A 22,969-nucleotide genomic window follows, 5' to 3' on the forward strand; every position below is an offset into this window, starting at 1 on the left:
GGATGGCTACAACCAGCCGAACTCCTTTGACAGCCTTATGGCATCGAGTCTGTTTCTCGCGCCCGTCTTCCGTATGGCCGCTGCCAGGTAGTTGCGCACCGTGCCGCTGGCCAGGTGCAGAGCATTGGCGATCGCCGAAACCGACTCGCCCTCCGCGGCCATGGCCAGCACATGTAATTCTCTGGGCGAGAGGGGGACCTCGGTTGCCTGTAACAGTCCGAAGGCGAGTGACTGATCGATATGCCGGCCACCATTGGCCACCTTCCGTACCACCTCGCAGAGATTGTCCACCGGGCCGAACTTGTCGATATAGCCTCTCGCTCCGGCGTCGGAGGCTCTACGTAAGTCTCCGGCCCGATCCCCACGGGCGAGTACCACCAGCGCGGTGCGCTGGTCAGCAGATCGCAGCAGTGAATCGGACAACGTCAGTACTTCCACGGAATCCGGACAGTCGAGATCGGTGAGCAGTATGTCGGCCGGCCTCTCCTCCATGGCCAACCGCACACCACCCTTGTCGGTGGTGTCTACATGAATGCCATGGTCTTTGCCGAGCAGGCAAGCCAACGAGGCACGCCACAGTGAGACCGCGTGCACTAGCAGAACCGTCGTCATGAGCTGCTCCTCCAGCTGTCAACGTGTACGTACGGTGCGTACGTTCGGTGGGCAACTATCACCAGTTGACCGCAGACGGGCGCTGCGACACTGACGATCTGCCTAATACCCTCGAAGGGGGGACGCGAGGGGGGCGTGAGAGCGCACGGAGGTAGTGATCTGTGCGCCCCTGCTGCGTCTGCCCGCGCTGTGGACGACGACACAGTGCAGGCCATCGCTTCAGGGGCGGAACCACGCCAAAAATCCAGCCTGGCGAGGACTCGTCAAAGCAGGGGGCGACAGGGCGAAGAGGGTTGTGCCGCGGGCACATTCCGAAGGGAACCAGTAGGCGCTCGGTCCGCGGTTCAGCTCGGGTGGAGCCAGGTCAACCGACACTCCAGGAGGCCTCCATGTCCAGTAGGTTGCCGGGCGGGCCGCGGATGCGCATAGCGCCCTTCAGGGGCGGAACGGTGCGTCGTGGTGATGCTTCTCGTGCGGTCGTTCGCGGTCTCTCCTCCTCCGTCAACCGCCGGACCGCTCCATTCGAGCGCACCTGCCGACTGTTTCCCGGAACGGTTGAACACGCGTTCCGTGCCTGGTCGCCTGCCCTGCACGGTACGGACCACACCGCGAGGGCAAGGGGTGCGGCTGCGAAGCCACAGGATGGCGCGATATGTACCCCCGCACTCTCCTTGAAGACGCATGGAACCTTGACCACCAGTCACCAGGGCCTCGCCCCGGCCCTTGCGCCCCTCGATGAACACATGTCAACGCGCCTACCCTCAACGATCTCGACGCACTGCCCCGACTGCCCCGGTGGCAGTGCCGAACCCGGACCGCTCTCCCCGGCCCCGCTGACGGCCAGGGCTTTTCCCTGCTCACGGCCAGGCTGAGCAGGGAGGGAAGCCGGATTCGGGTGAGGTCGCGCCCCTCGAACACCGTTTCCCTCCTCTGTGCCTTCACTCCCCGAAACCGCCGGCCGCTCCCAGGCGTCCCGATCATGGGACGTTGCGTCCGCCCCACCGCTGGCGGGGGCGATCGGCGTTCCCGTTCGTCGGACGCGGGCCGTGAATCGCCGCGTTCATCCCTAGTTGAGGACCGAAACGGTCCGCAAGTCTTACTACCGTGATGCTCATGGCCCCCAGGAACCAGCACCCCGTCCTCAGTACCCGCGCACTCAACCGCGCCACACTCGACCGCCAACTCCTGCTACGCCGGGTACCTCGATCCGAGCTCCCCATCGTCGGCGCGGTCGAACACGTCGTCGGTCTCCAGGCGCAGAACGTGAAACCGCCGTACTACGCCCTCGCCGCCCGGCTGGCGGACTTCGACCCGCAGGAACTCTCCGAGCCGATGGCCTCCCGCAAGGTCGCCCGGCTGGTCACCATGCGATCCACCATCCACACCCACTCCGCGGCGGACTGCCTGGCCCTGCGGCCACTGGTCCAAAGCGGTGGCCCCGACCGCGAACTGAACGCCTTCCGCAAGGGCCTCCAGGGCGTCGACCTGGGGCACCTCGCCGCACTCAGCCGCGAACTGGTCGAAGCGCAACCGCGGACCATGAAGCAGCTGCGCGAAGCACTGCTCGCCCGCTGGCCAGGCGCCGACGCGGCCTCTCTCGCTGTCGCCGCCCGCTGTCTGCTGCCCTTGGTGCAGACCACTCCCCGCGGCCTCTGGGGCGGCAGCGGACAGGTCACGCTGACCACCGCCGAGCACTGGTTCGGGCGGCCGGCGGGTCCCACAGCCACCCCCGAGGCCCTTGTGCTGCGCTATCTGGCCGCTTTCGGGCCCGCGTCCATCAGGGACATGCAGACATGGTCGGGGCTCACCAGGATGAGGGAGGTCTTTGAACGACTGCGGCCCCAACTGAGCCTCTTCCAGGACGAGAAAGGGGTCGAGCTCTTCGATCTCCCCGACGCGCCTCGCCCCGATGCCCAGGTATCGGCTCCGCCGCGCTTCCTGCCCGAGTTCGACAATCTGCTGCTCTCCCACGCGGACCGCGGTCGAGTGGTGGCCAAGGACGAACACCGAGGCCTCACCTGGCGGGGGAACCGGTCCTACCCCACCCTGCTCGTCGATGGATTCCTCGCCGGGATCTGGCAACTCACCGAGTCGGCGCAGCGGGCGACCCTGCTGGTGCAGCCCTTCGGCACCCTCACCCGGGGCCAGCGAACCGAAGTGGCCGAGGAGGGGGAGCGGATGCTCACCGCCATGTCCACGGCCACCTCGCATGACGTTCGCTTCGGCCATTTCCTCGACTGATGGCCCGCCCGCCGCGATCTATCCGCTCACTGCTCCGACGAGGCGGTGGAGAGCTCCCACTCCGAGGTCCGTTCCTCGGCCCTTTCCGCAAGGGGCTGCGAGGCTTCGAGCTCTCCCGAGCTGCGACGGCGTGCGCAGAGCGGCACCCGCGGTCCAGCCGTGGCCGGCCGGGCCGGTCCAGGGGCGGTCAGCTGCGGGTCGACCGTCAGCATCAGCACTCCGAGCGGCTCCGCGAGCTCCCTGAGCACGGGCTCCGCGAGCCTGATCCACTGCTGCCCAGCGCCCAGGACCGCGGCGAGTTGTTCCCCGCTGGTGAATCCCACGGCGGTGCGCACCCCCAGGGGCGTACGCATAAAACACAGTTGGCGGCCGCCGAGCGAGCCCAGACGCACCGGGACATAGAGGGGTCCCGTCGGGCGGGGTTCCTCAGGGTCGCCGCCGTCGGATTCCTCGCGTCTGATCGAGTACATGCTTCCTCCACTGGGAGCCGGGCCGACTCCAAGAGCCAGGCCAAGCCAAGAGCTGAGCCGGTGACCGGGGTGCATACGCCATCCGACCCCTCGACGCTAGGTCGTAAGGCACCGCATCGACCGGCTCATGACGCACTGCTGACGCCCATGCCCCGGTAATTGACGCATCCTGAGCGGGTGGCGGGCACCAGGACGGATATCCGGTACCGAGCGCTCCCCGCCAGTCGTCAGCTGCCATCGCCGGACAGCGCGGGCGAACCGCGAACCGCTCACCCGGGGACAGCGTTCCACCAGCCGTTTCGGGATGCGCGCCGGGTACTGGTCGCCGATCGTCAGTCCCCGCGACCCGTCGCCGCCACCGTCACGCCCAGACCGATCATCGCGAACCCGCCCGCGCCACCCACCAGCGACAGCCGCCGATCCGAGCGGGCGAACCAGCCGCGCGCCGCCGCGGCACCAAGGCCCCAGAGCGTGTCCGTGACCAGACCGATGGAGATCGGCACCAAGCCGAGTAGCAGCATCTGCACCGGGACATCGCCCGCCGAGTGGTCCACGAACTGAGGCAGCACCGCGGCGAAGAACACGATCCCCTTCGGGTTGGTCACGCCGACCAGAACACCATCCACGACCGTGCGCAGCTCACCGCGCATCGGCACCGAGGGCCTCTGGAGGTCGGCGACCTTCATCTCCTTGCGGTGCCGGAACGCCTGCACCCCCAGAAAGATCAGATAGGCCGCGCCCGCGAGCTTCACGACCAGGAACACGGTCACGGAACGCTCCACCAACGAGCCGATTCCCAGGGCGACGGCCACGACCAGGACATAGGAACCAAGGACATTGCCCAGCACGGTGGCCAGCGCGCTGCGACGACCGTGGGCGAGGGCCCGCCCGATCACGAACAGCACACTCGGACCGGGGATGACGATCACCAGGAGGGACATTGCGGCGAAGGCGAGCAAGCGGTCGATGGGCACCATCGGCTCATTGAATCGGACCGATCATCGTCTGCCTAGGCCGAGGACAGCACCGCTGCCCTCGAACCCCGAGGTGAAAGTGCAACTTCAGGGCAGCAGCCCCGCCCGCCTCGCCGCCACCACCGCCTCAAGCCGGGTGTGCGCCCCCAGCTTCCGCATGGCCGCTCGTAGATAGCCCTTCACGGTCTCCGGCCGCAGTCCCAGCCGGTCCGCCGTCGTCACATTGGTCGCACCCGCCGCCACACAGGCCAGCACGTCCAACTCGCGCGGGGCCAGTGCCACCGGCTGCATGGGCCGCCGGGTGCCCGTGCCCGGGGGTGCGTCCGACCGCACCCCCGCCTCCGCCAGTCGTTCGCAGACCGCCAGCAGGGTCTCCCTGAGCTCTGGATCGGCCACCTTCGGCGCCAGCGCCCGAAGCTCGCCGTGCACCTCGCGAACCTCCTCCCACGCCCCCGGACCCGCGACGGGTTCCCTGGCGATGGCCAAGAGCCCCTGCACCTCGTCTCGGACCACCAGCGCTTGCTCGACATCCCGCGCCGCCGCCACCGCCGCGTCGAAGGTCCGATCACCCAGCGGCATCGGCCGGCGTAGCGCCCCGTACAACACCCCTCGTACTCTTCGGCGTACGACGACGGGCACCGCGAGCACCGAGCGCAGGCCCTCGGTCGATACGGCGGAGTCGTACTCATGGCTGATGTGGCGCGCCTCGCGGTAGTCGGTCACCGCACAGGGCCGGGACAGTGCCATGGACTTGCCGCCCAGACCGTTGCCCATACAGATCGACAGCCCGTGGAGCGCGCTTGTCTGCGCTCCGCTGAGTTGGGCGATCCGCAGCCGTTGGGCGTCGTGCAGTAGTCCACCGAAGGCGATCGGTAGCCCCGTCGCGCGACGCAAGCGCACGAGCGCTGCTCGCATCTCCACCGCCTCGGTCGGCTCGTACAACACCGTTCCACTCCCTCTGTTTCCCCCGGCACCACCCCCGATCGGGGGTGGTGAGACATAGGTCACTGCTAACACGATGCTACTGAGTGGTGTGGCAATGAGGAGGGCACATGGCGGCAAGCGGCGCAACCGAGGAGTTCCGGGCAGCCCGGGACTTCCTGCTGCGGTATCGGGAGGAGTACCGAGCCGCGTACGACGGCTTCGTCTGGCCCCGACCCAGGCAGTTCAACTGGGCCCTTGACTGGTTCGACGCCATCGCCGACGGCAATGACCGGACCGCGCTGCATATCGTCGAAGAGGAAGGGACCGAGACCCGACTCTCGTTCGACGATCTGTCCATCCGTTCCGCCCGGGTGGCGAACTGGCTCCGTGCCCAGGGCGTAAGGGCCGGTGAGCGGGTTGTTGTCATGCTCGGCAACCAGCACGAGCTGTGGGAAGTCGCTCTCGCGGCCATGAAACTCCGGGCCGTCGTCATCCCGGCAACCCCGTTGCTGGGCCCCGTCGATCTTCGAGATCGCGTGGAGCGTGGCCAGGCCACCCATGTGCTCGTACGCTCCGAGGACACGGAGAAGTTCGCCGAAGTACCCGGCGACTACACCCGGATCGCGGTCGGGGACAAGATCGACAACTGGCTTTCCTATGCCGACGCGTACACCGCCGACCCCGTTTTCCAGCCGGATGGCGTCACTCGATCCGATGACACCCTGATGCTGTACTTCACCTCCGGCACGACCGCCCGTCCCAAACTTGTTGAACACACCCACACCTCCTACCCCATCGGTCATCTCGCCACGATGTACTGGATCGGTCTCCAGCCGGGCGATGTGCATCTGAACATCTCCTCGCCGGGGTGGGCCAAGCACGCCTGGTCCAATCTCTTCGCGCCCTGGAACGCCGAGGCCACGGTCTTTGTCTACAACTACAGCCGTTTCGACGCGCCCCGGCTGATGGCCGCGATGGACCGCGCGGGCGTCAGCAGCTTCTGTGCACCGCCGACCGTGTGGCGGATGTTGATCCAAGCCGACCTCACTCAGTTGGAGAATCCGCCGAGGGAAGCCGTCGCCGCGGGTGAGCCGCTCAATCCGGAGGTGATCGAGACCGTTCGTCGGGAGTGGGGCGTCACCATCCGGGACGGGTTCGGGCAGACCGAGACCGCCGTCCAGGTCTCCAACAGCCCGGGCCAGTTGCTGAAGGCCGGCTCGATGGGCCGGCCGAGTCCCGGGTACCGGGTCGAGCTGCTTGACCCGGTCACCGGTGAACCCGGCGCATCGGAGGGGGAGATCGCCCTCGATCTCGCCGCCCGTCCGGTGGGGCTGATGGCGACCTACCACGGCGACCCCGAGCTCACCGGCCAGGCCATGGCGGGCGGCTACTACCGCACCGGCGACATCGGATCGCGCGATGCCGATGGGTACATCACCTATGTCGGCCGCTCGGACGACGTCTTCAAGGCATCCGACTACAAGATCTCTCCGTTCGAGTTGGAAAGCGCCCTACTGGAGCACGCGGCGGTTGCGGAGGCCGCCGTGGTGCCCGCCCCCGACCCCCTTCGACTCGCCGTCCCCAAGGCCTATGTCGTACTCGCCGACGGCTGGGAGCCGGGCCCTGAGACCGCGAAGATCCTCTTCGCCCACTCACGGTCGGTGCTCTCCCCGTACAAGCGGGTACGTCGGTTGGAGTTCGCCGAACTCCCCAAGACCGTCTCCGGAAAGATCCGCCGAATTGAACTGCGCGAACGCACGGCAAAGGGTTCGATCACCACCGAGTACGACGAGGGAGAACTGCGATGAGCCTCATCGATGTGCGTCCGATGGACAACTGGGTGGTGGATGCCCCACTCTCCTACGCGCACGGCACCGGGGCCACCCCCCTGCTCGGCGAGACCATCGGCCAGAACCTGGACCGGGCCATCGCCGCCCATCCCGACCGTGACGCCCTGGTGGACCTCCCCTCCGGAACCCGCCTGACCTATGCCGAGTTGGGCGCGGCCGTCGACCGACTCGCCCGGGCGCTGATAGGCATCGGCGTGGCCAAGGGCGACCGGGTCGGGATCTGGGCCGTCAACTGCCCCGAGTGGGTACTGGTGCAGTACGCCACCGCCCGGGTCGGCGCGATCATGGTCAATCTCAACCCCGCCTACCGGGCGCAGGAACTGGAGTACGTACTCAAGCAGGCCGGGGTCTCCGTCCTCTGCGCCTCACAACGGCACAAGAGCAGTGACTACCGCGCACTGATCGAATCGGTCCGCGACCGCTGTCTCGATCTGCGGTCCGTCCACCTGATCGGGGACGACTCCTGGGACCGTCTCCTGGCTGCCGCCACCGCTGTCGGCGACGGCGCACTCATCGCTCGTCAGGCGGAGTTGTCCTGTGACGACCCGGTGAACATCCAGTACACCTCGGGCACCACGGGTTTCCCCAAGGGCGCCACCCTCTCCCATCACAACATCCTCAACAACGGTTACTCCGTGGGGGAGACCCTCGGCTGTACCGAACGGGACCGGATATGCGTGCCAGTCCCCTTCTACCACTGCTTCGGGATGGTGATGGGAAATCTGGCAGCCACCTCCCATGGGGCGTGCATAGTGATTCCCGCGCCCTCCTTCGACCCGGAGGCGACCTTGAGGGCGGTCTCCGAAGAGCGTTGCACCGCGCTGTACGGGGTACCGACGATGTTCATCGCCGAGCTCGATCTGCCGAACTTCACCTCGTACGATCTCACTTCCCTCCGAACCGGCATCATGGCCGGCTCTCCCTGCCCGGTGGAGGTGATGAGGCGGGTGGTCAGCGAGATGCATATGGCGGAGGTCTCCATCTGCTACGGCATGACGGAGACCTCTCCCGTCTCCACCCAGACCCGCCGGGATGACAACCTCGACCGGCGCACCGGTACGGTCGGTCGGGTGATGCCTCATATAGAGGTGAAGGTGGTTGACCCAGTCACGGGAGTGACCCTGCCCCGCGGGGAGGCCGGTGAGTTGTGCACCCGCGGCTACAGCGTGATGCTGGGGTACTGGGGCGAGCCGGAGCGGACGGCGGAAGCCGTTGATCCGGGCCGTTGGATGCATACCGGGGACCTGGCCGTGATGCGGGACGACGGCTATGTGCAGATAGTGGGCCGGATCAAGGACATGATCATCCGGGGTGGTGAGAACGTCTACCCCCGGGAGGTCGAGGAGTTTCTCCACACCCACCCCAAGGTCGCCGATGTGCAGGTCGTCGGGGTGCCTGACCAGCGGTACGGCGAGGAGATCCTGGCCTGCGTCATACCGCGGGACCCGGCCGATCCGCCCGCCCTGGAGGACATCACCGCCTTCTGCCGCGAGCGGTTGGCCCACTACAAGATCCCTCGCCTGCTCCAGATCCTGGACGGTTTCCCGCTCACGGTCAGTGGCAAGGTGCGCAAGGTGGAGTTGCGCGAGCGGTACGGTCCGCAGCTGTCGCGGGAGTGACAGGGCGGCCCGGGACCGGCGCCCGTCGGCGCGGTCAGATCGTGCGCCGCATACACACCCGGGGCCAGCGGTCCAGGCCGAGATCCTTCTCCCGCTGTCGGATCTCCCGCAGACCCTCGGTGAGTTCTCCTTCGTCGAGCGCACGGAATCCGAGCCGACTGTAGTAGGGAGCGTTCCAGGGGATCTCGACGAAGGTCGTCAGAGTGAGCGCGGGCAGACCGACGGCGGCGGCCCGCACCGCCAGGTCCTCGATCAGCCGGCCGCCGATGCCGCGCCGTGCGGCGGCCGGGTGGACCGAGACCTGCTCGATGTGCGCGGCGCCGTCCACCACGTCATGGAGCAGATACGCGAGGGGCGGACCGTCGCCGTCGACCGCCACCCAGGCGCCACCCGCCCGCCGATACTCCTCCAGCACCTCCAGAGCCGGCGGGTCGTCGTCGGCGATCTCCGACATGCCCAGGGCCCGGAAGGGCTCTCCGGCGGCCCTTTCGATCTCCTGGAGCCGGGGGAACTCATCGGACGTGGCGGGTCGCATGCGCATGGTGCAAGTATCGCGGCAGATACCCCAGGGGTACGGGGCGGGTGCTGGCGGCGCCGCCGCGGTCAGCTCATCGATCGGGCCCTACCCGCCCTACGCGGTCTGCCCGGTCTCGATGGTGCCGCGGGATTGACGCTCCCTACCGGCTCCGGTTCTTCCCCTGAGGCAGCGGTCATACGCCGGTGGAGACCAACTCCGCCGCCGAGGTGTTGACGGGCTGCGGATCACCGCTGAGGTCCATGGTGAAGAGGGCAACGCCTAGATCGTCGGCGCGGGAGCGAGCGTCTCCCGCGTAGCCGGCGAGGGAGAAGTAGACCGTCTTCTCCGCCGATGCGGTCAGCCCGGTCAGCCAGAGGCATTCCACATCGCGTGGGGCGGCCGGCCGGGTGGAGGGGTTGACCTGTGCGGTCAGTCCCGGGCCCCGGAGATCTATGGTGGGCGCCAGTGGGGCGTCCACCGGTGGTTCCGGGCGGGCCTCGGGCAGCTGGATGTCCTGCTGGACCACCTCGCGGAACCCCAACCACTTCAGATAGAGCTCGGCCATGGTCACGGCGTCCCGGGCGGAACGGATCGCGATCGGACGGAAGGCGGGGCGTGGTGAGTTCGCCGTCCGGGGGAGCGGTATGTGGGAGGGCGGCGGAGCGCTCGACGGCGCCGGGTCGGCTGAGAGCGTTCCGGAGGCCGCGGGCCGTACCGGTATGCGCAGTAGTGCGCCGCACGGACAGCCAAGCTCCGGCTGTGGCCAGTGGTCCTGTCGACCGCATTCCCGACAGCGGACCTCCACCCAGTCCTCGGCCCAGGTGCGGCGGACGAAGTGTTGGGGTGACGCCTCCTGGAGCAGCGGTGGGGAGAGCGATGCCCCGCAGGGACAGGGGTAGACCGGTGCTGCGAACCGGTGGTCCCGCAGACAGGATGGACACCGCACCCGCATAGATTCGGCCATCGAACCATCCCCCATTTTCCGGCCCGCCCCGCCGTTCCCGACACCCGTCCGTCCATCGTCCATCAGCGGAAGGGGAATTGGGGAGGCTCTCGGCCATCCCTTGACTCGGAACCAACCATATCTTTCTGTTGATTTCCACAATATGGAATAAGTATTCCGAGTGGAGGTTCTGGTGGGGAATTCGGGGTGGGTGGTAGTGGAGATGAACTTGAGGGGGGAGGTGTCAGCCGCGCTCGATGTGCGCGGCGAAGCCGAAAGTCATTGACGCGCTCGCGGTCCACCGCTCCGAGTGAAGGCCTGTCCAGGTGCGCGGAAGGCCGCAAGGGGCCCTGGGGATGGGGATTCCGCCCATGGTCGAGCCGGGGTTCCCTGGCTGCTGAGGCTGACGGGTGGGGGTGGAGGGTTCCGGCCAAATGTTTGACGCGCTCCTGACAGATTGACGTCACTCCTGCCACTCTTCCCCCGTTCGTCGCGCCGTTGCTCCGCATCGTTCTGCCTGGGCGCCCTCACCAGGCTGTCCCGTCATCGCCTTTGCAGAAGGAGTTCGCGTGAGATCCACGCATCGTCGTCGTACCACCGCGACCGGAGCACTCATAGCGAGTGCGGCCCTGTTGGCCGTTGGTTTCCAGGGCGGCGCTTCGGCCGCCGTGTCATCGGCACCGTCGGCGGCCTCACCGGCTGCGGCGAAGGTGGGAAAGGTTGATCCGGGCGCGTTGCCGTTGAGTCTGAGCCCGGCGCGGCGTGCGGAGTTGATTCGTGCGCGGAGTGCCACTACGGCGGCTACCGCTAGGGAGCTGGGCTTGACGGCTCAGGAGAAGTTGGTGGTTCGCGATGTCACGCAGGATCGCGATGGGACCACCCACACCCGTTATGAGCGGACGTTCGCCGGGTTGCCGGTCCTTGGTGGCGATCTGGTGGTGGCGGAGTCGAAGGCGGGTGCCACCGAGTCGGTCGCTCGGGCTTCGACGGTTTCGTTGAGGAACGTGGGGACGACGGCTGGTTTGGCGCCCGCGGTGGCTCAGCGGCAGGCGTTGGGTCGGGCGAAGGCGGAGGGGTCGACCAGGACGGTGGCGGAGCGTGCGCCGCGTAAGGTCGTCTGGCTGGCGCAGGGCGGGAAGCCGGTGCTGGCGTATGAGACGGTCGTTGGGGGGTTGCAGCATGACGGCACCCCCAATGAGCTGCATGTGGTCACCGATGCCGGCAGTGGTAAGAAGCTGTATGAGTGGCAGGCGGTTCACAACGGCACCGGGAACACCCAGTACAGCGGCCAGGTCACCCTCGGCAGTACGCAGTCCGGTTCCTCGTACAACCTCACCGACGCCGGACGCGGCAACCACAGCACGTATGACTTGAACAAGGGGACCCCTGGCACACCCACCCTGTTTTCCGGGCCGGATGACGTCTGGGGCAACGGTCTGCCGGCGAACAGTGAGACGGCGGGCGCGGACGCCGCCTATGGCGCCGGAGTGACCTGGGACTACTTCAAGAACGTCCAGGGCCGCAGCGGTATCCGTGGTGACGGTGTCGGTGCGTCGTCGCGGGTGCACTACGGCAACAACTACTCCAACGCGTTCTGGCAGGACTCCTGCTTCTGCATGACCTACGGCGACGGATACGGAAACACCGAACCGCTCACCGCGCTTGATGTGGCCGCGCATGAGATGACCCACGGTGTGACGTCCGCGACGGCCAACCTGGTTTACAGCGGTGAGTCAGGCGGCCTCAACGAGGCGACCTCGGACATCTTCGCCGCCGCCGTCGAGTTCCACGCCAACAACCCCCAGGACGTGGGCGACTACCTCGTCGGCGAGAAGATCGACATCCGCGGCAACGGGACCCCGCTGCGGTACATGGACGAGCCCAGCAAGGACGGCCCCTCCAAGGACTACTGGTACGCGGGCATCGCCAACCAGGACGTCCACTACTCATCGGGCCCGGCGAACCACTGGTTCTATCTGGCGTCCGAGGGCAGTGGCAGCAAGACCGTCAACGGCGTCGACTACTACTCGCCGACGAGCGATGGACTGCCCGTCACCGCCATCGGCCGGGACAAGGCCGCGTTGATCTGGTACAAGGCGCTCACCACCAAGTTCAACTCCACCACCGACTACGCGGGAGCACGCGCCGGCACCCTCGCGGTGGCGACCGAGCTCTACGGGGCGACCAGCCCCGAGGTGAAGGGCGTGACCGACGCCTGGGCCGGGGTCAATGTCGGCGACCGCCCCGGCGGAGGCGAGCCCAACCCCCCGGGCACCGTCTTCGAGAACACCACCGCCGTTGCCATCCCCGATCTCGGTCCTGCGGTCACCTCCTCGGTCACCGTCTCCGGGATACCGGGCAACGCCCCGGCCACCCTCCACGTGGGTGTGGACATCATCCACACCTTCCGCGGCGACCTGGCGGTGGACCTGATCGCCCCGGACGGGACCGTGTACCCGCTGAAGGCCTCCAGCCCCTACGACACGGCGCCCAACCTGAAGAAGACCTACCCGGTCAACGCTTCATCAGAGGTGGCGAACGGGGTCTGGAAGCTTCGGGTGGAGGACAAGGGATGGCAGGACACCGGCCGTATCAACAGCTTCAAACTCACCTTCTGAGCAGCTAGGCATCGTGTACGCGCCTGAGAGGAGACTTCACCCTCTCGGGCGCTGTTACGTCCGGGGCTGTGTCCAAGGGCCGTCGCGCGATCCGGGCGGGGCGGCACCCGCCAAGGCTACGGCGGGGCCCTCGGGTTTGGGTGAGCCGTGGTTGCCTTCCTCTTGGTCGATCACACCGATTACGGAGTGTCGGTCTGGCCCATCGTGGCAACTCTTCAACAAACTGTTGACTGCCGTCTTCCACGGGGCGTTAGCTGGCCGCAGCCCGTCCCTCCCACACCCAGTGAACGACGTCCACGGAGGCCCCGTGACATCGAGCCCACAGCAGTATCCAAGGGGAGCGGCGTCCGGATCTGTGCGGCAGCTCGCCCGGTTCAACACCGTGACACAGCCGGATGCGCTCGACCTCCTGTCCGCGGTCTGCGCCAGCCCCCGATGGGTGAGGGGGATGCTCTCCCACCGGCCCTACGCGGATGCCGAGGCACTCTTCGCGGCCAACGATGCCGTGGTGGCCCGGCTGAGCGCCGCGGATTTGGCGGCTGCCCTGGCCGCACACCCACCGATCGGCCGGCCACGGCCCGACGACGCCGTCTCCACAGGTGAACAGCAGGGCATGGCAAGGGCCACCGCGAGGCTCAAGGCCGAGATGCTGGAACTGAACCTCGCCTATCAGGAGCGGTTCGGTCATGTCTTTCTCATCTGCGCCACCGGGCTGACCGGGGAGCAGATGCGCGATGCCGTGCGAGAACGGTTGCGGAATCCTCCCGAGCGGGAACTCGACGTCGTTCGCGTCGAACTGGGCAGGATCAACCGCGTTCGGCTCGCCCGACTCACCGCCGGAGCGTGAGGAGTTCTCCTGGCGACCCGCTCCAACCAATCAGCCGACAGGGCCTGTTGGTGGCGCACCCACACCGTCGAGGGCAAGGTCCAACGCAGCTACGGAAGGGGATCGATGAGCACCGAAACCACTGCCTCGGTGTCCACCCACATCCTGGACACCAGCAAGGGACGACCAGCGGTGGGTGTCGCCGTCTCCCTGGCGACCCGGTCCGGCCCCGGTCGTCCCTGGCAGCTGCTCGGCGGCTCCACGACCGACGCCGACGGTCGTTGCACGGATCTGCCGGTACCGCCGAAAGGGACGACCCAGGTTCGGCTTGAGTTTCAGACCGGGGCGTACTTCTCATCCCCTCCGCCCACCGTCCGGCCGAGCGTCGATCTCCGGGCTCCCGCGGCGCGGCAGGACGACGCGAGCGAAAGGGAAAGCCCTGTTTTCCTTCCGGAAGTGGTGGTTGTCTTCGCGATCACCCCTGGGGAGCACTATCACGTCCCGCTCCTGCTCACCCCGTTCGGATACTCCGTATACCGAGGGAGCTAGCCCGTGCCCGCCATTCTTGGTCAGAACCAGTACGGAAAATCGGAGAACCGCGTCGTCAGGATCGTCCGGGACGGTGGCATCCATCGACTGAAGGACCTCAGCGTCTCCATCTCCCTGTCGGGCGACATGGCAGAGGTCCACCACTCGGGTTCCAATGCCCATGTGCTGCCGACCGATACGACGAAGAACACCGTCTACGCCTTCGCCAAGGAATACGGAATCGAGTCGGCCGAGCAGTTCGGCATCCACCTCGCACGCCATTTCGTCACCTCGCAGCAGCATATCCAGCGAGCGCGCATCCGGATCGAGGAGTACGCCTGGGAACGAATCCAGGTCCCGATGCCGGGAGCGGGCGAGGCTACGACGTTCACCGAGGCCACCGAAGCCAGTGGCCACTCCTTCGTCCGCAGCGGCCAGGAGACCAGGGTCTGTCAGATCACCTACGACGGTGCGCGCTGGCAGATCATCTCCGGCCTTGAAGACCTTACGGTGATGAACTCGACCAACTCCGAGTTCTGGGGATACGTCAAGGATCGGTACACCACCCTCCAAGAGGCGTACGACCGCATACTCGCCACCGATGTGTCCGCTCGCTGGCGCCATGGTTGGGAATTCGATGAGAATCCCATGCCAGCCTGGGAAGACTCCTACGCCCAGGCGAAGAGGTATATACTCCAGGCTTTCGCTGAAACGTACTCATATTCGCTCCAGCAGACCCTGTATGCCATGGGATCACGGGTCCTGGAGGGTATGGAGGGAATAGATGAGATTCGTTTCTCCTTGCCGAACAAGCACCATTTCCTGGTTGATCTGAAACCCTTCGACCTGACCAATGACCATGAGGTCTATCTCGCGGCTGACCGCCCCTTCGGGCTGATCGAGGCCACCGTCCTGCGCGATGGGGCCGCAGCAGAGATTCCGGTTGACCTGACCGGCGGGTGAGCCGAAGGCCCGCTACGAGCCGGGGATGAGTCCCAAGGGCTGTCCCGTGGTCGCCAGCGCCGTTCCCTTCAGACGCCGCACCCCGGTGGTTCTGTCCAGCGGAGAGACGAGGACCCCTATGACCGCCGCGCGCATCGTCATCGAGAACTGCGCCATCGCCACCGTGGACAGCGTCGACACCGAGCACCCCAGCGGGCACATCGTCGTCGCGGACAACCGGATCGAGGCGATCGGCCCGGGCCGGGCGCCCCGGGGACTGCCCGATGTCGTCCGCCGTATCGACGCCACCGGTCATCTTGCCACGCCGGGTCTGGTCAACACCCATCACCACTTCTACCAGTGGATCACCCGTGGTTTGGCCACCGACCACAATCTCTTCGACTGGCTGGTCGCCCTCTATCCGACCTGGGCACGCATCGACGAGCCGATGGTCCGGGCGGCCGCGCGGGGTTCCCTGGCGATGATGGCCCGTGGCGGTGTCACCACCGCGATGGACCACCACTACATCTATCCCCGTGGTTCCGGTGATCTATCGGGCGCGATCATCGGGGCGGCCCAGGAGGTCGGAGTCCGCTTCACCCTCGCCCGTGGCTCGATGGACCGCGGCGCGTCGAACGGCGGGCTACCCCCGGACTTCGCCGTGGAGTCACTCGACGGCGCGCTCGCCGCGACCGACGCGACCATCGACACCCACCACGATGCCTCGTTCGACGCCATGACCCAGATCGCCGTGGCGCCCTGCTCCCCCTTCTCCGTCTCCACCGACCTGCTGAGGGAAGGGGCGAGGCTCGCACGGAGCAGGGGCGTACGACTGCACACCCACGGATCGGAGACCGTCGAGGAAGAGCGCTTCTGCAAGGAACTCTTCGGCATGGGTCCCACCGACTACTTCGAATCCACCGGCTGGCTCGGGCCGGATGTGTGGATGGCCCACTGCGTCCATATGGACGATTCGGATATCGCCGCCTTCGCCCGCACCGGCACCGGCGTAGCGCACTGCCCCTCCTCCAACGCCCGTCTCGCCGCCGGTATCGCCCGGGTCCCCGACATGCTGGCGGCGGGCATACCGGTGGGGCTGGGGGTCGATGGGACCGCTTCCAACGAGTCGGGCGAACTGCACACCGAGCTGCGCAACGCCCTCCTGATCAACCGCCTCGGTAGGCATGGCGAGTCGGCCCTGACCGCTCGGGCGGCGCTGCGGCTGGGCACCCACGGAGGCGCGCAGGTCCTGGGACGCGCGGAGCAGATCGGCTCCCTGGAGGTGGGAAAGCTCGCCGACCTGGTGTTGTGGAGACTCGACACCCTGGCCCACGCGTCCATTGCCGACCCGGTGACCGCGCTGGTCTTCGGCGCGGCCGCCCCCGTGACCCTCTCCCTCATCAACGGCAGAGCCGTGGTGGAGGACAACCGACTCACAACGGTGGACGAGGACGACATCGCCCGGGTGACTCGGGCCGAGGCGCAGCGCCTGATGCGGCTCGGGGAAGAGCGCTGACGTCCGAAGCGGCTTCCACGGTGCGTCCAAGGCGGGGCCCGCCACCTGGAACCTGGCCTCGGCTCGGGCCAGATGGAATCACCGCCGACGTCCGTACCGCCCGGCCACATCGCCGACACGAGCTCTTCCGGGACCACCCGGCGGATGCACATCGTCGGCCGCTGGTGGCCGCCTCCGCGACCGGGCGCGCCGAATCTCCCGCGGACATCGCAGCCGCCGTCGTGTTCCTCGCGTACCCAGCCGCCCGCCACCTCACCGGGCGGACGCTCAACGTGGATGGAGGCGCACTCACCACGTGCCTGACACCAGTCAACCGGCCCGGAACAGCGCTCAGGGCGGGCCCCGGCGGACCCGCGGCAGATCCGGAACGACCCTTGGCCCGAGCCGGTCAGCGGTTGGGCCCGGGCCCGTCAGCGGTTGGCCTGGGCCCACCAGCGGTTGGTACCGGGCCAAGGGTCAACGCGGAACCGCGCGCGTCCTCGATGTCAGACCCTCATGGCATGCTCGGAAGCATGGATCTTGAACGGGTTTTCGCGGATCTGGACGGCGTGCCCTGGGCCGCTCTGGGCCATGCCTATGGGGAGGCGGAGGACCTACCGGACCTGCTGCGCGCGCTCGCGGGCGACGAGGAGCAGGCCACCGACGCATTCGACCAACTCTGGGCGAGCATCCTGCACCAGGGCACGGTGTACGGGGCGACCGCTGCGGCCGTGCCCTACCTCGCCCGTCTCGCCGCCGCCGATGTGCGCCCCGCCGAGATGCTGGCACTGCTCGGCGGTATAGCCGACAGCGAGGATGAGTTCGGACTCCCCGCCCCGGGTGCCTGCCGGGCAGCCGTGGTGACCCAACTGCCCCTGATCCTGGGCCTGCTGGATTCCGTCGCCGACGACGTGCGCCGGTTGGCGGTGTGGACGGCGGGCCGCAGCGGCTGCGCGTCGGCGCTGCCCGCGCTGCGCAACCGCTGGATGGGGCAGTTGGAGAAGCAGCCCACCGTACGCGCCGAACTGCTCGCCGCACTCGCACACCTCGACCCCCAGGGCAGCGAGGAGGACATCCGGTCGGGGCTCGCCGCATCCGAGCCCGCCGAGCTGAGGGTGAGCGCGGTGATGGCCACCGCGGACGCCGGACTGCCGTTCCTGCCCATCCACCGGGACACCCTGGTGTCGCTGCTGCCCGCCGCGGCTCATGTCGCGGGCCGCAGCGATCAGGAGCGCACAGAACCCCTGCGCCATGTGGTGGATGTCCTTCTGCGCCGTGACACGGACGCGGACCGTGCGGCGGCGTACCGGCTGCTCGAAGCCGCACTCCTGCTGGTGGAGCCGGACGCTCGGGAAGAAGCGCTCTGGGCCGCCGAACACGCCTGCGTGATCTCGCGCGGCGCCCCGGCCCGGCTTGCCCCGGCGCTCGTTCCACTGCTGGCCGACCCCTCGTTCACCCGCGTCGCCTCCCTCCTGCCGATCCTGGACAAGCTCGGAGCCCATGCCGCGCCTGCCGCACCCGAGTTGGCGGCGCTCGTTGCCGCGGAGGGCGATCTCGCCGACCGGGCGCTCGCCGTGCTCGCGAGGATCGCCCCCGAGCAGGCGGCCCCCCTCCTCGCCCGTGATCTGGACCACCGCTCCCGGACCCTTGCCGCACTGACCGACACCCGTGGTCAACAGCGGCGGCTTCGTCTGCCTTATGCGCCGGAGTTGTTGAACGCCATCCGCATTCGGCTGACCACGCTGGTGGGAGCCGAGGAAGTCAAGGACCACGAACCCGCTGAGCTGACCCAGTTGCTCCTTGACTGGGGACCGCGGTCCGCAGCCGCGCTACCCGAGCTGGCCAATGCGCTGAAGCGGTTCCCCCTGGTCATCCCGGCCGCGCTCGCCGCGATCTGCCCGCCCGAGAATCGTGAGGCCACCGCGGACCTGCTGCGCCAGGCCGCCGGGTCGGACGAGGTGGAAGGCCGCTGCGCTGCGGCGGAGGCACTATGGCGGCTGACCGGTGCGACGGGCCCGCTCGTGGATGCCCTCAGCGCCGCGCTCCGCCAGGGCGCGCCCGCGGAACACCTACCGATCGCCGCAGGACAACTGGGTGAGGCGGGCGCCGAGTTGGTGCCCGACCTGCGCTCTGCGCTGACCCCGCAGGGGCGCCGTCGGACCGTCCAGGAGATGAATGCCGACATACAGATAGCGGTGGCGCTCTGGCGAGTGACCCAAGAGGCCGCGGAAGCCGTCAAGGTGCTGGGCGGAGTCCTGGCGGAGGCGGCGGACGGAATGTGGACCGACAAGCCCCGGACGAACGCCGCCCGTGCCGCTGCTGAGATCGGGCCCCATGCGAAGGCGCTGACGCCCGCGCTGGAAGCACTTCTCGCCGATCCGGTTCTCGCGCCCGGCGCGGTGCTGGCGCTACGGGCGGTGGGCAGCGCTGTTGAGCAGGGCCGGGCCTCGGATCTGCTGCTGACCTCCGCTGAGCTGGACGCCGCCCCGGCCGCAGCGCTTGACGCCCTCAAGGCTCTGGGAACCCAGGCAAGGACACCGGCGGTGATCCGCCGGCTGACCGTCCTGGCTGAGGGAGATCTGAGGGTGGTGGCTTCGGGCCTTGATTCGGAGATCGTCCGGTCGGACGAGCGGCTCCGCGCCGCTGCGAGAGAGCTCCTCGCGTCCTAGGCGGCCCGGTCCCCGCGCTCGCGGACACGATCGGCGGGGACGAGCCGCCCGGCGTACCACCAGTCGCGTACGACCAGTCGCGTACGACCAGTCGCGTACGACCCTGTGGGCCGCGGGCGGCTGGGGTGGGCGCACCCGGGAAGTCGCCACTGCTGCCCCCAGGATGCCCGCAGCCACGGGCAGCCCGGTCTCAGCGGTGGGCGGCGTGAGCGGGATGCCCCCAGGAGCTGCGGCACGTGGCGCCGCCTTGCCTCTGCCCCGCCTGCCACGAACACCCCCATGATCTTCACCCTCCCTGATCAGCAATCGGCTCTCAACTCCGAGACAGGACAGCCCAGCCGCCTCCGGGTGAGCCCGACGCTGGGCAGGGCGGGGCGGGAGAATCGGGAAGCGTGGGTTGCGGCCGGTCAGCCGGTGAAGGACTCCGGGCCGAAGCGGCCCCATGCGATGAAGGCCGCGAGGGCGAGATAGAAGAGGTTCAGTACCGCGAACCCGGGTTCATCGCGTCGGCCGTGGGTGATCATCGCGCCGACCATCAGCAGGACCCAGCAGACCGCGGTCACCGGCACCAGAACCGGTGCGATGTCCAGCGCGCCGGGCAGGACCAGGCCCGCCGATGCCAGAACCTCAAGCACACCCAGAGCCTTGACGGACCCGGCACTGGCGGCCCCGGTCCATCCCCCGCCCGGGGCGGCGGCCAGTCTCTCCTTGGGTACGAACGACTTGGTGACGCCGCCGGCCAGGGCTACCGCGGACAGCAGTCCGGCAGCGATCCACAGCGCGAGGTTCATCATCTGCTCCTTGATCGAGGATTGCCTCCACCTCGTACGACGAGACAGCGATGCCCGCTGTGACATCTCCCGAGCGAACACCCGAACATCAGGGCATCGGACGGCGGGCGCGCGTACCGCCTTCCTGGGCTGGTTCTCCCACCCCGATCAGCGATGACCTTGCTGGTGGCCGGGTGGGCCTCTGTCGTGTGGGGACCCCAGCGATCACGGTCAGGCGACCCCCTGTCGACGCCGTCGCGGAAGCGGAACCGCCGCGCCGGCCCCTCACCTCGTCCTTCTTGACTTCTCGCTCCCACCGCCTGGTTGGGACCCGCCCGGTCTGCCCCGTGCCGGACCGGGCGGGTGGATCGAGTACCACCCGCTGTCGAACCCGTACCGGACGCCAGGTCCCTCGGACGTACGGAAGCCCGGTGGCGGGTGTCGGCCGCTGTGGTCAGTCTCCGGGCCGCCAGTCAGGCCGGCGTCCGCTGCGGCCCACCACCTGGTCGAGCAGGGATGCCCCCGCGGGCACCTCAACCACCGGCCCGAAGATCGCTTCCCGGCCGGGATCGTGGTCCGAGGGCTCCAACAGCTCGTACGACAGGCGCAGGCTCGCCTCTTCGGGTGCATAGGGCTGACCGGTCGCCCGGGCCAGATCCCAGCCGTGCACCACCAGCTCATTGACCGCCACCCGGCCAGCGATTTGCGCGGGCAAGGCAATGCCTCCCGCCTGGGTCTGCCCTTCCCAGGCCGCCACCGGCACCCAGGCCCGCGCCAACTCGTCGAGCCTCAGCGGGAGCAGGGTCCGCCAGTCGTCCGGCAGTTCGGGCAGCGCCGCCTGCGGGTCCGTACCGGTGGTCGGACCGAGATCCTTGCGGCCGGCGTCCCGGAAAGCGGTGGCCAGCCCGACGAGGTGCCCCAGTAGCTCCCGGACGGCGTACTGGGGACAGGGGGTCGGATCGCCGAGTCTCTCGTTCCCGATGCCCTCGGCCAGTTGGGCGACCGCCCGTGCCGCCGGACGCAGGTCGGGGTGGGGGAGTGGGTTGTTCGAGTTCATGGAGGGATGACCGTCCACAGGAGGAAAACTCATCGCTCAGCGCGCTCCTCGGCCGGTCGACCTACGCTGACGTGCGCCTTTGAACGCCCTGTGATCCATTGAACGCAGTCAGCGGGTCACCGTGAGGGACAGGGGTGAGAGATGAGTCCGGAACTCAAGGGCGACGGGCCTGCCCCTGTAGCGACCGGTGCACCGATCTCGAACGTCTGTCCGACTATCGGCTCCCTGATCCCGGCAGGGTCGGCGGGAGCGCTCCTTGCCTCCGGTGTCCGCGCCTCCGGTCTCCGCGCTGAACCGCCCGGCCGTCGCGCCCGCGGCGGTGCCGATGACCGCCCGCGCTCCGCCCGGTTCGATCCCCGGTGGCACCGATGACGGCATCGGCATCCGAGCAGACCCCCACCGATCCCCCCGAAGGGACTCCGGCTGGGACGCGGTTCACCTTTCCCAGCGCCCTGACCGTTCTGGCGCTCGTCACCATCGTGGTGTGGGCCGCCGCCTTCCTCATTCCGCCGGGCGCCTACGACCGCAACGCCGACGGGGCGCCGATTGAGGGCACCTACCATCGAGTCGACAGCGGACGGAGCCTTGTCGACCGTCTCAACGATCTGTTTCTCGCCCCGGTCAACGGTCTCTACGGCATCCAGGACGGGACGACGGGCGAGGTCGGCCCCGATTTCGCCGGTGAACTCTACGGCAGTGCCGGGGTCTTCCTCTTCGTTCTCGCCATCGGGGCCTTCATCACCGTTGTCTTCGCCACCGGCGCCCTGGACCGGGGCATCGCCCGGCTGGCCCACCGGCTTCGACATCGCGGGGTGCTGCTGATCGCCGGGGTGATGCTTGTCTTCTCCCTGCTCGGCACGGTCGAAGGGTTCGCCGAGGAGACCCTTGGTTTCTACGGGCTGATCGTCCCGCTGATGCTCGCACTCGGCTACGACCGGATGACCGCGACCGGCACCATCATCCTCGGCGCCGGCATCGGGGTGCTCTGCTCCACCGTCAACCCCTTTGCCACGGGGGTGGCCTCCTCGGCCGCCGACATCTCCCTCGGGGACGGCATCGCACTCCGTGCTGTCATGTGGGTGGTGCTGACGGCCGTCACCATCGCGTATGTCATCCACTACGCGCGGCGGGTACGGAAGGATCCCGACCGATCGCTCTCCGGCTTTCTCCCCGGTGACCGTGATCGGGCTGCGGCAGGGGCAGCCGCTCCACCGGATCTCACCGCCCTGGACAGGACGGTACTGACCGTCGTCGCCCTGGTCTTCGCCTTCATGATCTTCTCGGTCGTCCCCTGGGCCAGTGCTTTGACGGGAGACGCGCAGGCGGCGCCGTACGGTTTTGAACTCGGCTGGTCCTTCCCGCACCTGGCGGCGATGTTCATGGTGGCCGCGGTGCTCGTGGGGTTGATTGCGCGCTTTGGGGAGCAGCGGCTCAGCGCCACCCTCACTCAGGGCGCGGGGGACTTCATCTCTCCGGCTTTGGTGATCGTGCTGGCCCGAGGCGTCACGGTGATCATGAACAACTCCCTGGTGACCGACACCGTGCTCCACTCCATCGAAGGGGTGGTGAAGGGGACCTCATCGGGTCTCTTCGCCGTGCTGGTGTTCCTGGTGAACCTGCCGATGGCCTTTCTGATCCCCTCCACCTCCGGCCACGCCACCCTCGCCATGCCGATCCTGGCCCCGCTGGCCGACTTCGCGGGGGTCTCCCGTGCCGTGGTGGTGACCGCCTGGCAGTCAGCCAGCGGTTGGATGAACCTCTGGGTGCCCACCACCGCGGTCACCATCGGCGGAGTGGCGCTTGCCAAGGTCGGCTACAACCGGTACCTACGCTTCGTCTGGCCGCTGCTCGCGATTCTGGCCGTACTGATCTGCGGCTTCCTGGTGGCGGGTGCGGCCCTGACCTGACGCGTTC

At 68.1% G+C, this 22,969-nt stretch carries 18 protein-coding genes; 10 read left to right on the forward strand and 8 right to left on the reverse strand.

Features of this window, described 5'->3' with window-relative positions:
- Positions 1–6: 6 nt before the first annotated feature.
- A complete protein-coding gene (locus NBG84_RS31515; RefSeq protein WP_250923090.1) occupies positions 7–612 on the reverse strand; it encodes a response regulator transcription factor in 606 nt (201 codons plus the stop codon).
- Between the two features lie 1,113 nt (positions 613–1,725).
- Between NBG84_RS31515 and NBG84_RS31520 the strand changes: the two genes are divergently transcribed.
- Positions 1,726–2,853 carry a winged helix DNA-binding domain-containing protein gene (locus NBG84_RS31520; RefSeq protein WP_250923091.1) on the forward strand — a complete coding sequence of 376 codons (1,128 nt, stop codon included), beginning with the start codon at positions 1,726–1,728 and terminating at the stop codon, positions 2,851–2,853.
- A gap of 26 nt (positions 2,854–2,879) precedes the next feature.
- On the opposite strand, the gene NBG84_RS31525 is transcribed toward NBG84_RS31520, so the two are convergent.
- The 3 genes from NBG84_RS31525 to NBG84_RS31535 form a co-directional block, all read right to left on the reverse strand.
- Positions 2,880–3,323 carry an SAV_915 family protein gene (locus NBG84_RS31525; RefSeq protein ID WP_250923092.1) on the reverse strand — a complete coding sequence of 148 codons (444 nt, stop codon included), beginning with the start codon at positions 3,321–3,323 and terminating at the stop codon, positions 2,880–2,882.
- Positions 3,324–3,655: 332 nt separating this feature from the next.
- Positions 3,656–4,300 (reverse strand): LysE family translocator, encoded by a 645-nt coding sequence (locus NBG84_RS31530; protein ID WP_250923093.1) that lies wholly within the window; start codon positions 4,298–4,300, stop codon positions 3,656–3,658.
- Positions 4,301–4,384: 84 nt separating this feature from the next.
- Positions 4,385–5,212 (reverse strand): helix-turn-helix transcriptional regulator, encoded by an 828-nt coding sequence (locus NBG84_RS31535; protein ID WP_250923115.1) that lies wholly within the window; start codon positions 5,210–5,212, stop codon positions 4,385–4,387.
- Between the two features lie 137 nt (positions 5,213–5,349).
- On the opposite strand from NBG84_RS31535, the gene NBG84_RS31540 reads away from it, so the two are divergent.
- Positions 5,350–7,029 carry an AMP-binding protein gene (locus NBG84_RS31540; protein ID WP_250923094.1) on the forward strand — a complete coding sequence of 560 codons (1,680 nt, stop codon included), beginning with the start codon at positions 5,350–5,352 and terminating at the stop codon, positions 7,027–7,029.
- Positions 7,026–8,690, forward strand: a complete 1,665-nt coding sequence (locus tag NBG84_RS31545; RefSeq protein ID WP_285368162.1) for an AMP-binding protein — start codon at positions 7,026–7,028, stop codon at positions 8,688–8,690. Before NBG84_RS31540 ends, NBG84_RS31545 begins: the two co-directional genes overlap by 4 nt.
- A 34-nt stretch (positions 8,691–8,724) precedes the next feature.
- On the opposite strand, the gene NBG84_RS31550 is transcribed toward NBG84_RS31545, so the two are convergent.
- Positions 8,725–9,231 carry a GNAT family N-acetyltransferase gene (locus NBG84_RS31550; protein WP_250923095.1) on the reverse strand — a complete coding sequence of 169 codons (507 nt, stop codon included), beginning with the start codon at positions 9,229–9,231 and terminating at the stop codon, positions 8,725–8,727.
- 169 nt (positions 9,232–9,400) lie between these two features.
- A complete protein-coding gene (locus NBG84_RS31555; RefSeq protein ID WP_250923096.1) occupies positions 9,401–10,171 on the reverse strand; it encodes a hypothetical protein in 771 nt (256 codons plus the stop codon).
- Positions 10,172–10,719: 548 nt separating this feature from the next.
- On the opposite strand from NBG84_RS31555, the gene NBG84_RS31560 reads away from it, so the two are divergent.
- The 6 genes from NBG84_RS31560 (at position 10,720) to NBG84_RS31585 (ending at position 19,228) form a co-directional block, all read left to right on the forward strand.
- Positions 10,720–12,768, forward strand: a complete 2,049-nt coding sequence (locus tag NBG84_RS31560; RefSeq protein ID WP_250923097.1) for a M4 family metallopeptidase — start codon at positions 10,720–10,722, stop codon at positions 12,766–12,768.
- 307 nt (positions 12,769–13,075) lie between these two features.
- Positions 13,076–13,615, forward strand: coding sequence for a 2-oxo-4-hydroxy-4-carboxy-5-ureidoimidazoline decarboxylase (uraD, locus tag NBG84_RS31565; RefSeq protein ID WP_250923098.1), 540 nt, complete (start codon positions 13,076–13,078; stop codon positions 13,613–13,615).
- A gap of 105 nt (positions 13,616–13,720) precedes the next feature.
- Positions 13,721–14,143 (forward strand): hydroxyisourate hydrolase, encoded by a 423-nt coding sequence (gene uraH / locus NBG84_RS31570; RefSeq protein ID WP_250923099.1) that lies wholly within the window; start codon positions 13,721–13,723, stop codon positions 14,141–14,143.
- Between the two features lie 3 nt (positions 14,144–14,146).
- Complete coding sequence (gene pucL / locus NBG84_RS31575) at positions 14,147–15,085, forward strand: factor-independent urate hydroxylase (RefSeq protein WP_250923100.1); 939 nt, start codon at positions 14,147–14,149, stop codon at positions 15,083–15,085.
- Between the two features lie 118 nt (positions 15,086–15,203).
- Positions 15,204–16,580, forward strand: coding sequence for an 8-oxoguanine deaminase (locus NBG84_RS31580; RefSeq protein ID WP_250923101.1), 1,377 nt, complete (start codon positions 15,204–15,206; stop codon positions 16,578–16,580).
- 512 nt (positions 16,581–17,092) lie between these two features.
- Complete coding sequence (locus NBG84_RS31585; protein WP_250923102.1) at positions 17,093–19,228, forward strand: hypothetical protein; 2,136 nt, start codon at positions 17,093–17,095, stop codon at positions 19,226–19,228.
- Between the two features lie 407 nt (positions 19,229–19,635).
- Here NBG84_RS31585 and NBG84_RS31590 read toward each other — a convergent pair whose 3' ends face one another.
- Together NBG84_RS31590 and NBG84_RS31595 are read right to left on the reverse strand one after the other, a co-directional pair.
- Positions 19,636–20,019 carry a DoxX family protein gene (locus tag NBG84_RS31590; protein ID WP_250923103.1) on the reverse strand — a complete coding sequence of 128 codons (384 nt, stop codon included), beginning with the start codon at positions 20,017–20,019 and terminating at the stop codon, positions 19,636–19,638.
- A 433-nt stretch (positions 20,020–20,452) separates the two neighbouring features.
- Positions 20,453–21,088, reverse strand: coding sequence for a TIGR03086 family metal-binding protein (locus NBG84_RS31595; RefSeq protein WP_425608736.1), 636 nt, complete (start codon positions 21,086–21,088; stop codon positions 20,453–20,455).
- Positions 21,089–21,423: 335 nt separating this feature from the next.
- Between NBG84_RS31595 and NBG84_RS31600 the strand changes: the two genes are divergently transcribed.
- Complete coding sequence (locus NBG84_RS31600; protein WP_250923104.1) at positions 21,424–22,962, forward strand: YfcC family protein; 1,539 nt, start codon at positions 21,424–21,426, stop codon at positions 22,960–22,962.
- Positions 22,963–22,969: the final 7 nt, after the last annotated feature.

Source organism: Streptomyces albipurpureus (assembly GCF_023701525.1).
Taxonomy (GTDB): Bacteria; Actinomycetota; Actinomycetes; order Streptomycetales; family Streptomycetaceae; genus Streptomyces; species Streptomyces albipurpureus.

What these genes read in the sequence shown, in the direction of transcription:
- NBG84_RS31590 (WP_250923103.1), bottom strand. Translation starts at nt 20,019, where the DNA reads ATGAACCTCGCGCTGTGGATCGCTGCCGGACTGCTGTCCGCGGTAGCC.
- NBG84_RS31580 (WP_250923101.1), top strand. Translation starts at nt 15,204, where the DNA reads ATGACCGCCGCGCGCATCGTCATCGAGAACTGCGCCATCGCCACCGTG.
- NBG84_RS31540 (WP_250923094.1), top strand. Translation starts at nt 5,350, where the DNA reads ATGGCGGCAAGCGGCGCAACCGAGGAGTTCCGGGCAGCCCGGGACTTC.
- NBG84_RS31585 (WP_250923102.1), top strand. Translation starts at nt 17,093, where the DNA reads ATGGATCTTGAACGGGTTTTCGCGGATCTGGACGGCGTGCCCTGGGCC.
- NBG84_RS31600 (WP_250923104.1), top strand. Translation starts at nt 21,424, where the DNA reads ATGACGGCATCGGCATCCGAGCAGACCCCCACCGATCCCCCCGAAGGG.
- NBG84_RS31545 (WP_285368162.1), top strand. Translation starts at nt 7,026, where the DNA reads ATGAGCCTCATCGATGTGCGTCCGATGGACAACTGGGTGGTGGATGCC.
- NBG84_RS31520 (WP_250923091.1), top strand. Translation starts at nt 1,726, where the DNA reads ATGGCCCCCAGGAACCAGCACCCCGTCCTCAGTACCCGCGCACTCAAC.
- NBG84_RS31595 (WP_425608736.1), bottom strand. Translation starts at nt 21,088, where the DNA reads ATGAGTTTTCCTCCTGTGGACGGTCATCCCTCCATGAACTCGAACAAC.
- NBG84_RS31550 (WP_250923095.1), bottom strand. Translation starts at nt 9,231, where the DNA reads ATGCGCATGCGACCCGCCACGTCCGATGAGTTCCCCCGGCTCCAGGAG.
- NBG84_RS31535 (WP_250923115.1), bottom strand. Translation starts at nt 5,212, where the DNA reads ATGCGAGCAGCGCTCGTGCGCTTGCGTCGCGCGACGGGGCTACCGATC.
- uraH (WP_250923099.1), top strand. Translation starts at nt 13,721, where the DNA reads ATGAGCACCGAAACCACTGCCTCGGTGTCCACCCACATCCTGGACACC.
- NBG84_RS31530 (WP_250923093.1), bottom strand. Translation starts at nt 4,300, where the DNA reads ATGGTGCCCATCGACCGCTTGCTCGCCTTCGCCGCAATGTCCCTCCTG.
- NBG84_RS31555 (WP_250923096.1), bottom strand. Translation starts at nt 10,171, where the DNA reads ATGGCCGAATCTATGCGGGTGCGGTGTCCATCCTGTCTGCGGGACCAC.
- NBG84_RS31515 (WP_250923090.1), bottom strand. Translation starts at nt 612, where the DNA reads ATGACGACGGTTCTGCTAGTGCACGCGGTCTCACTGTGGCGTGCCTCG.
- NBG84_RS31525 (WP_250923092.1), bottom strand. Translation starts at nt 3,323, where the DNA reads ATGTACTCGATCAGACGCGAGGAATCCGACGGCGGCGACCCTGAGGAA.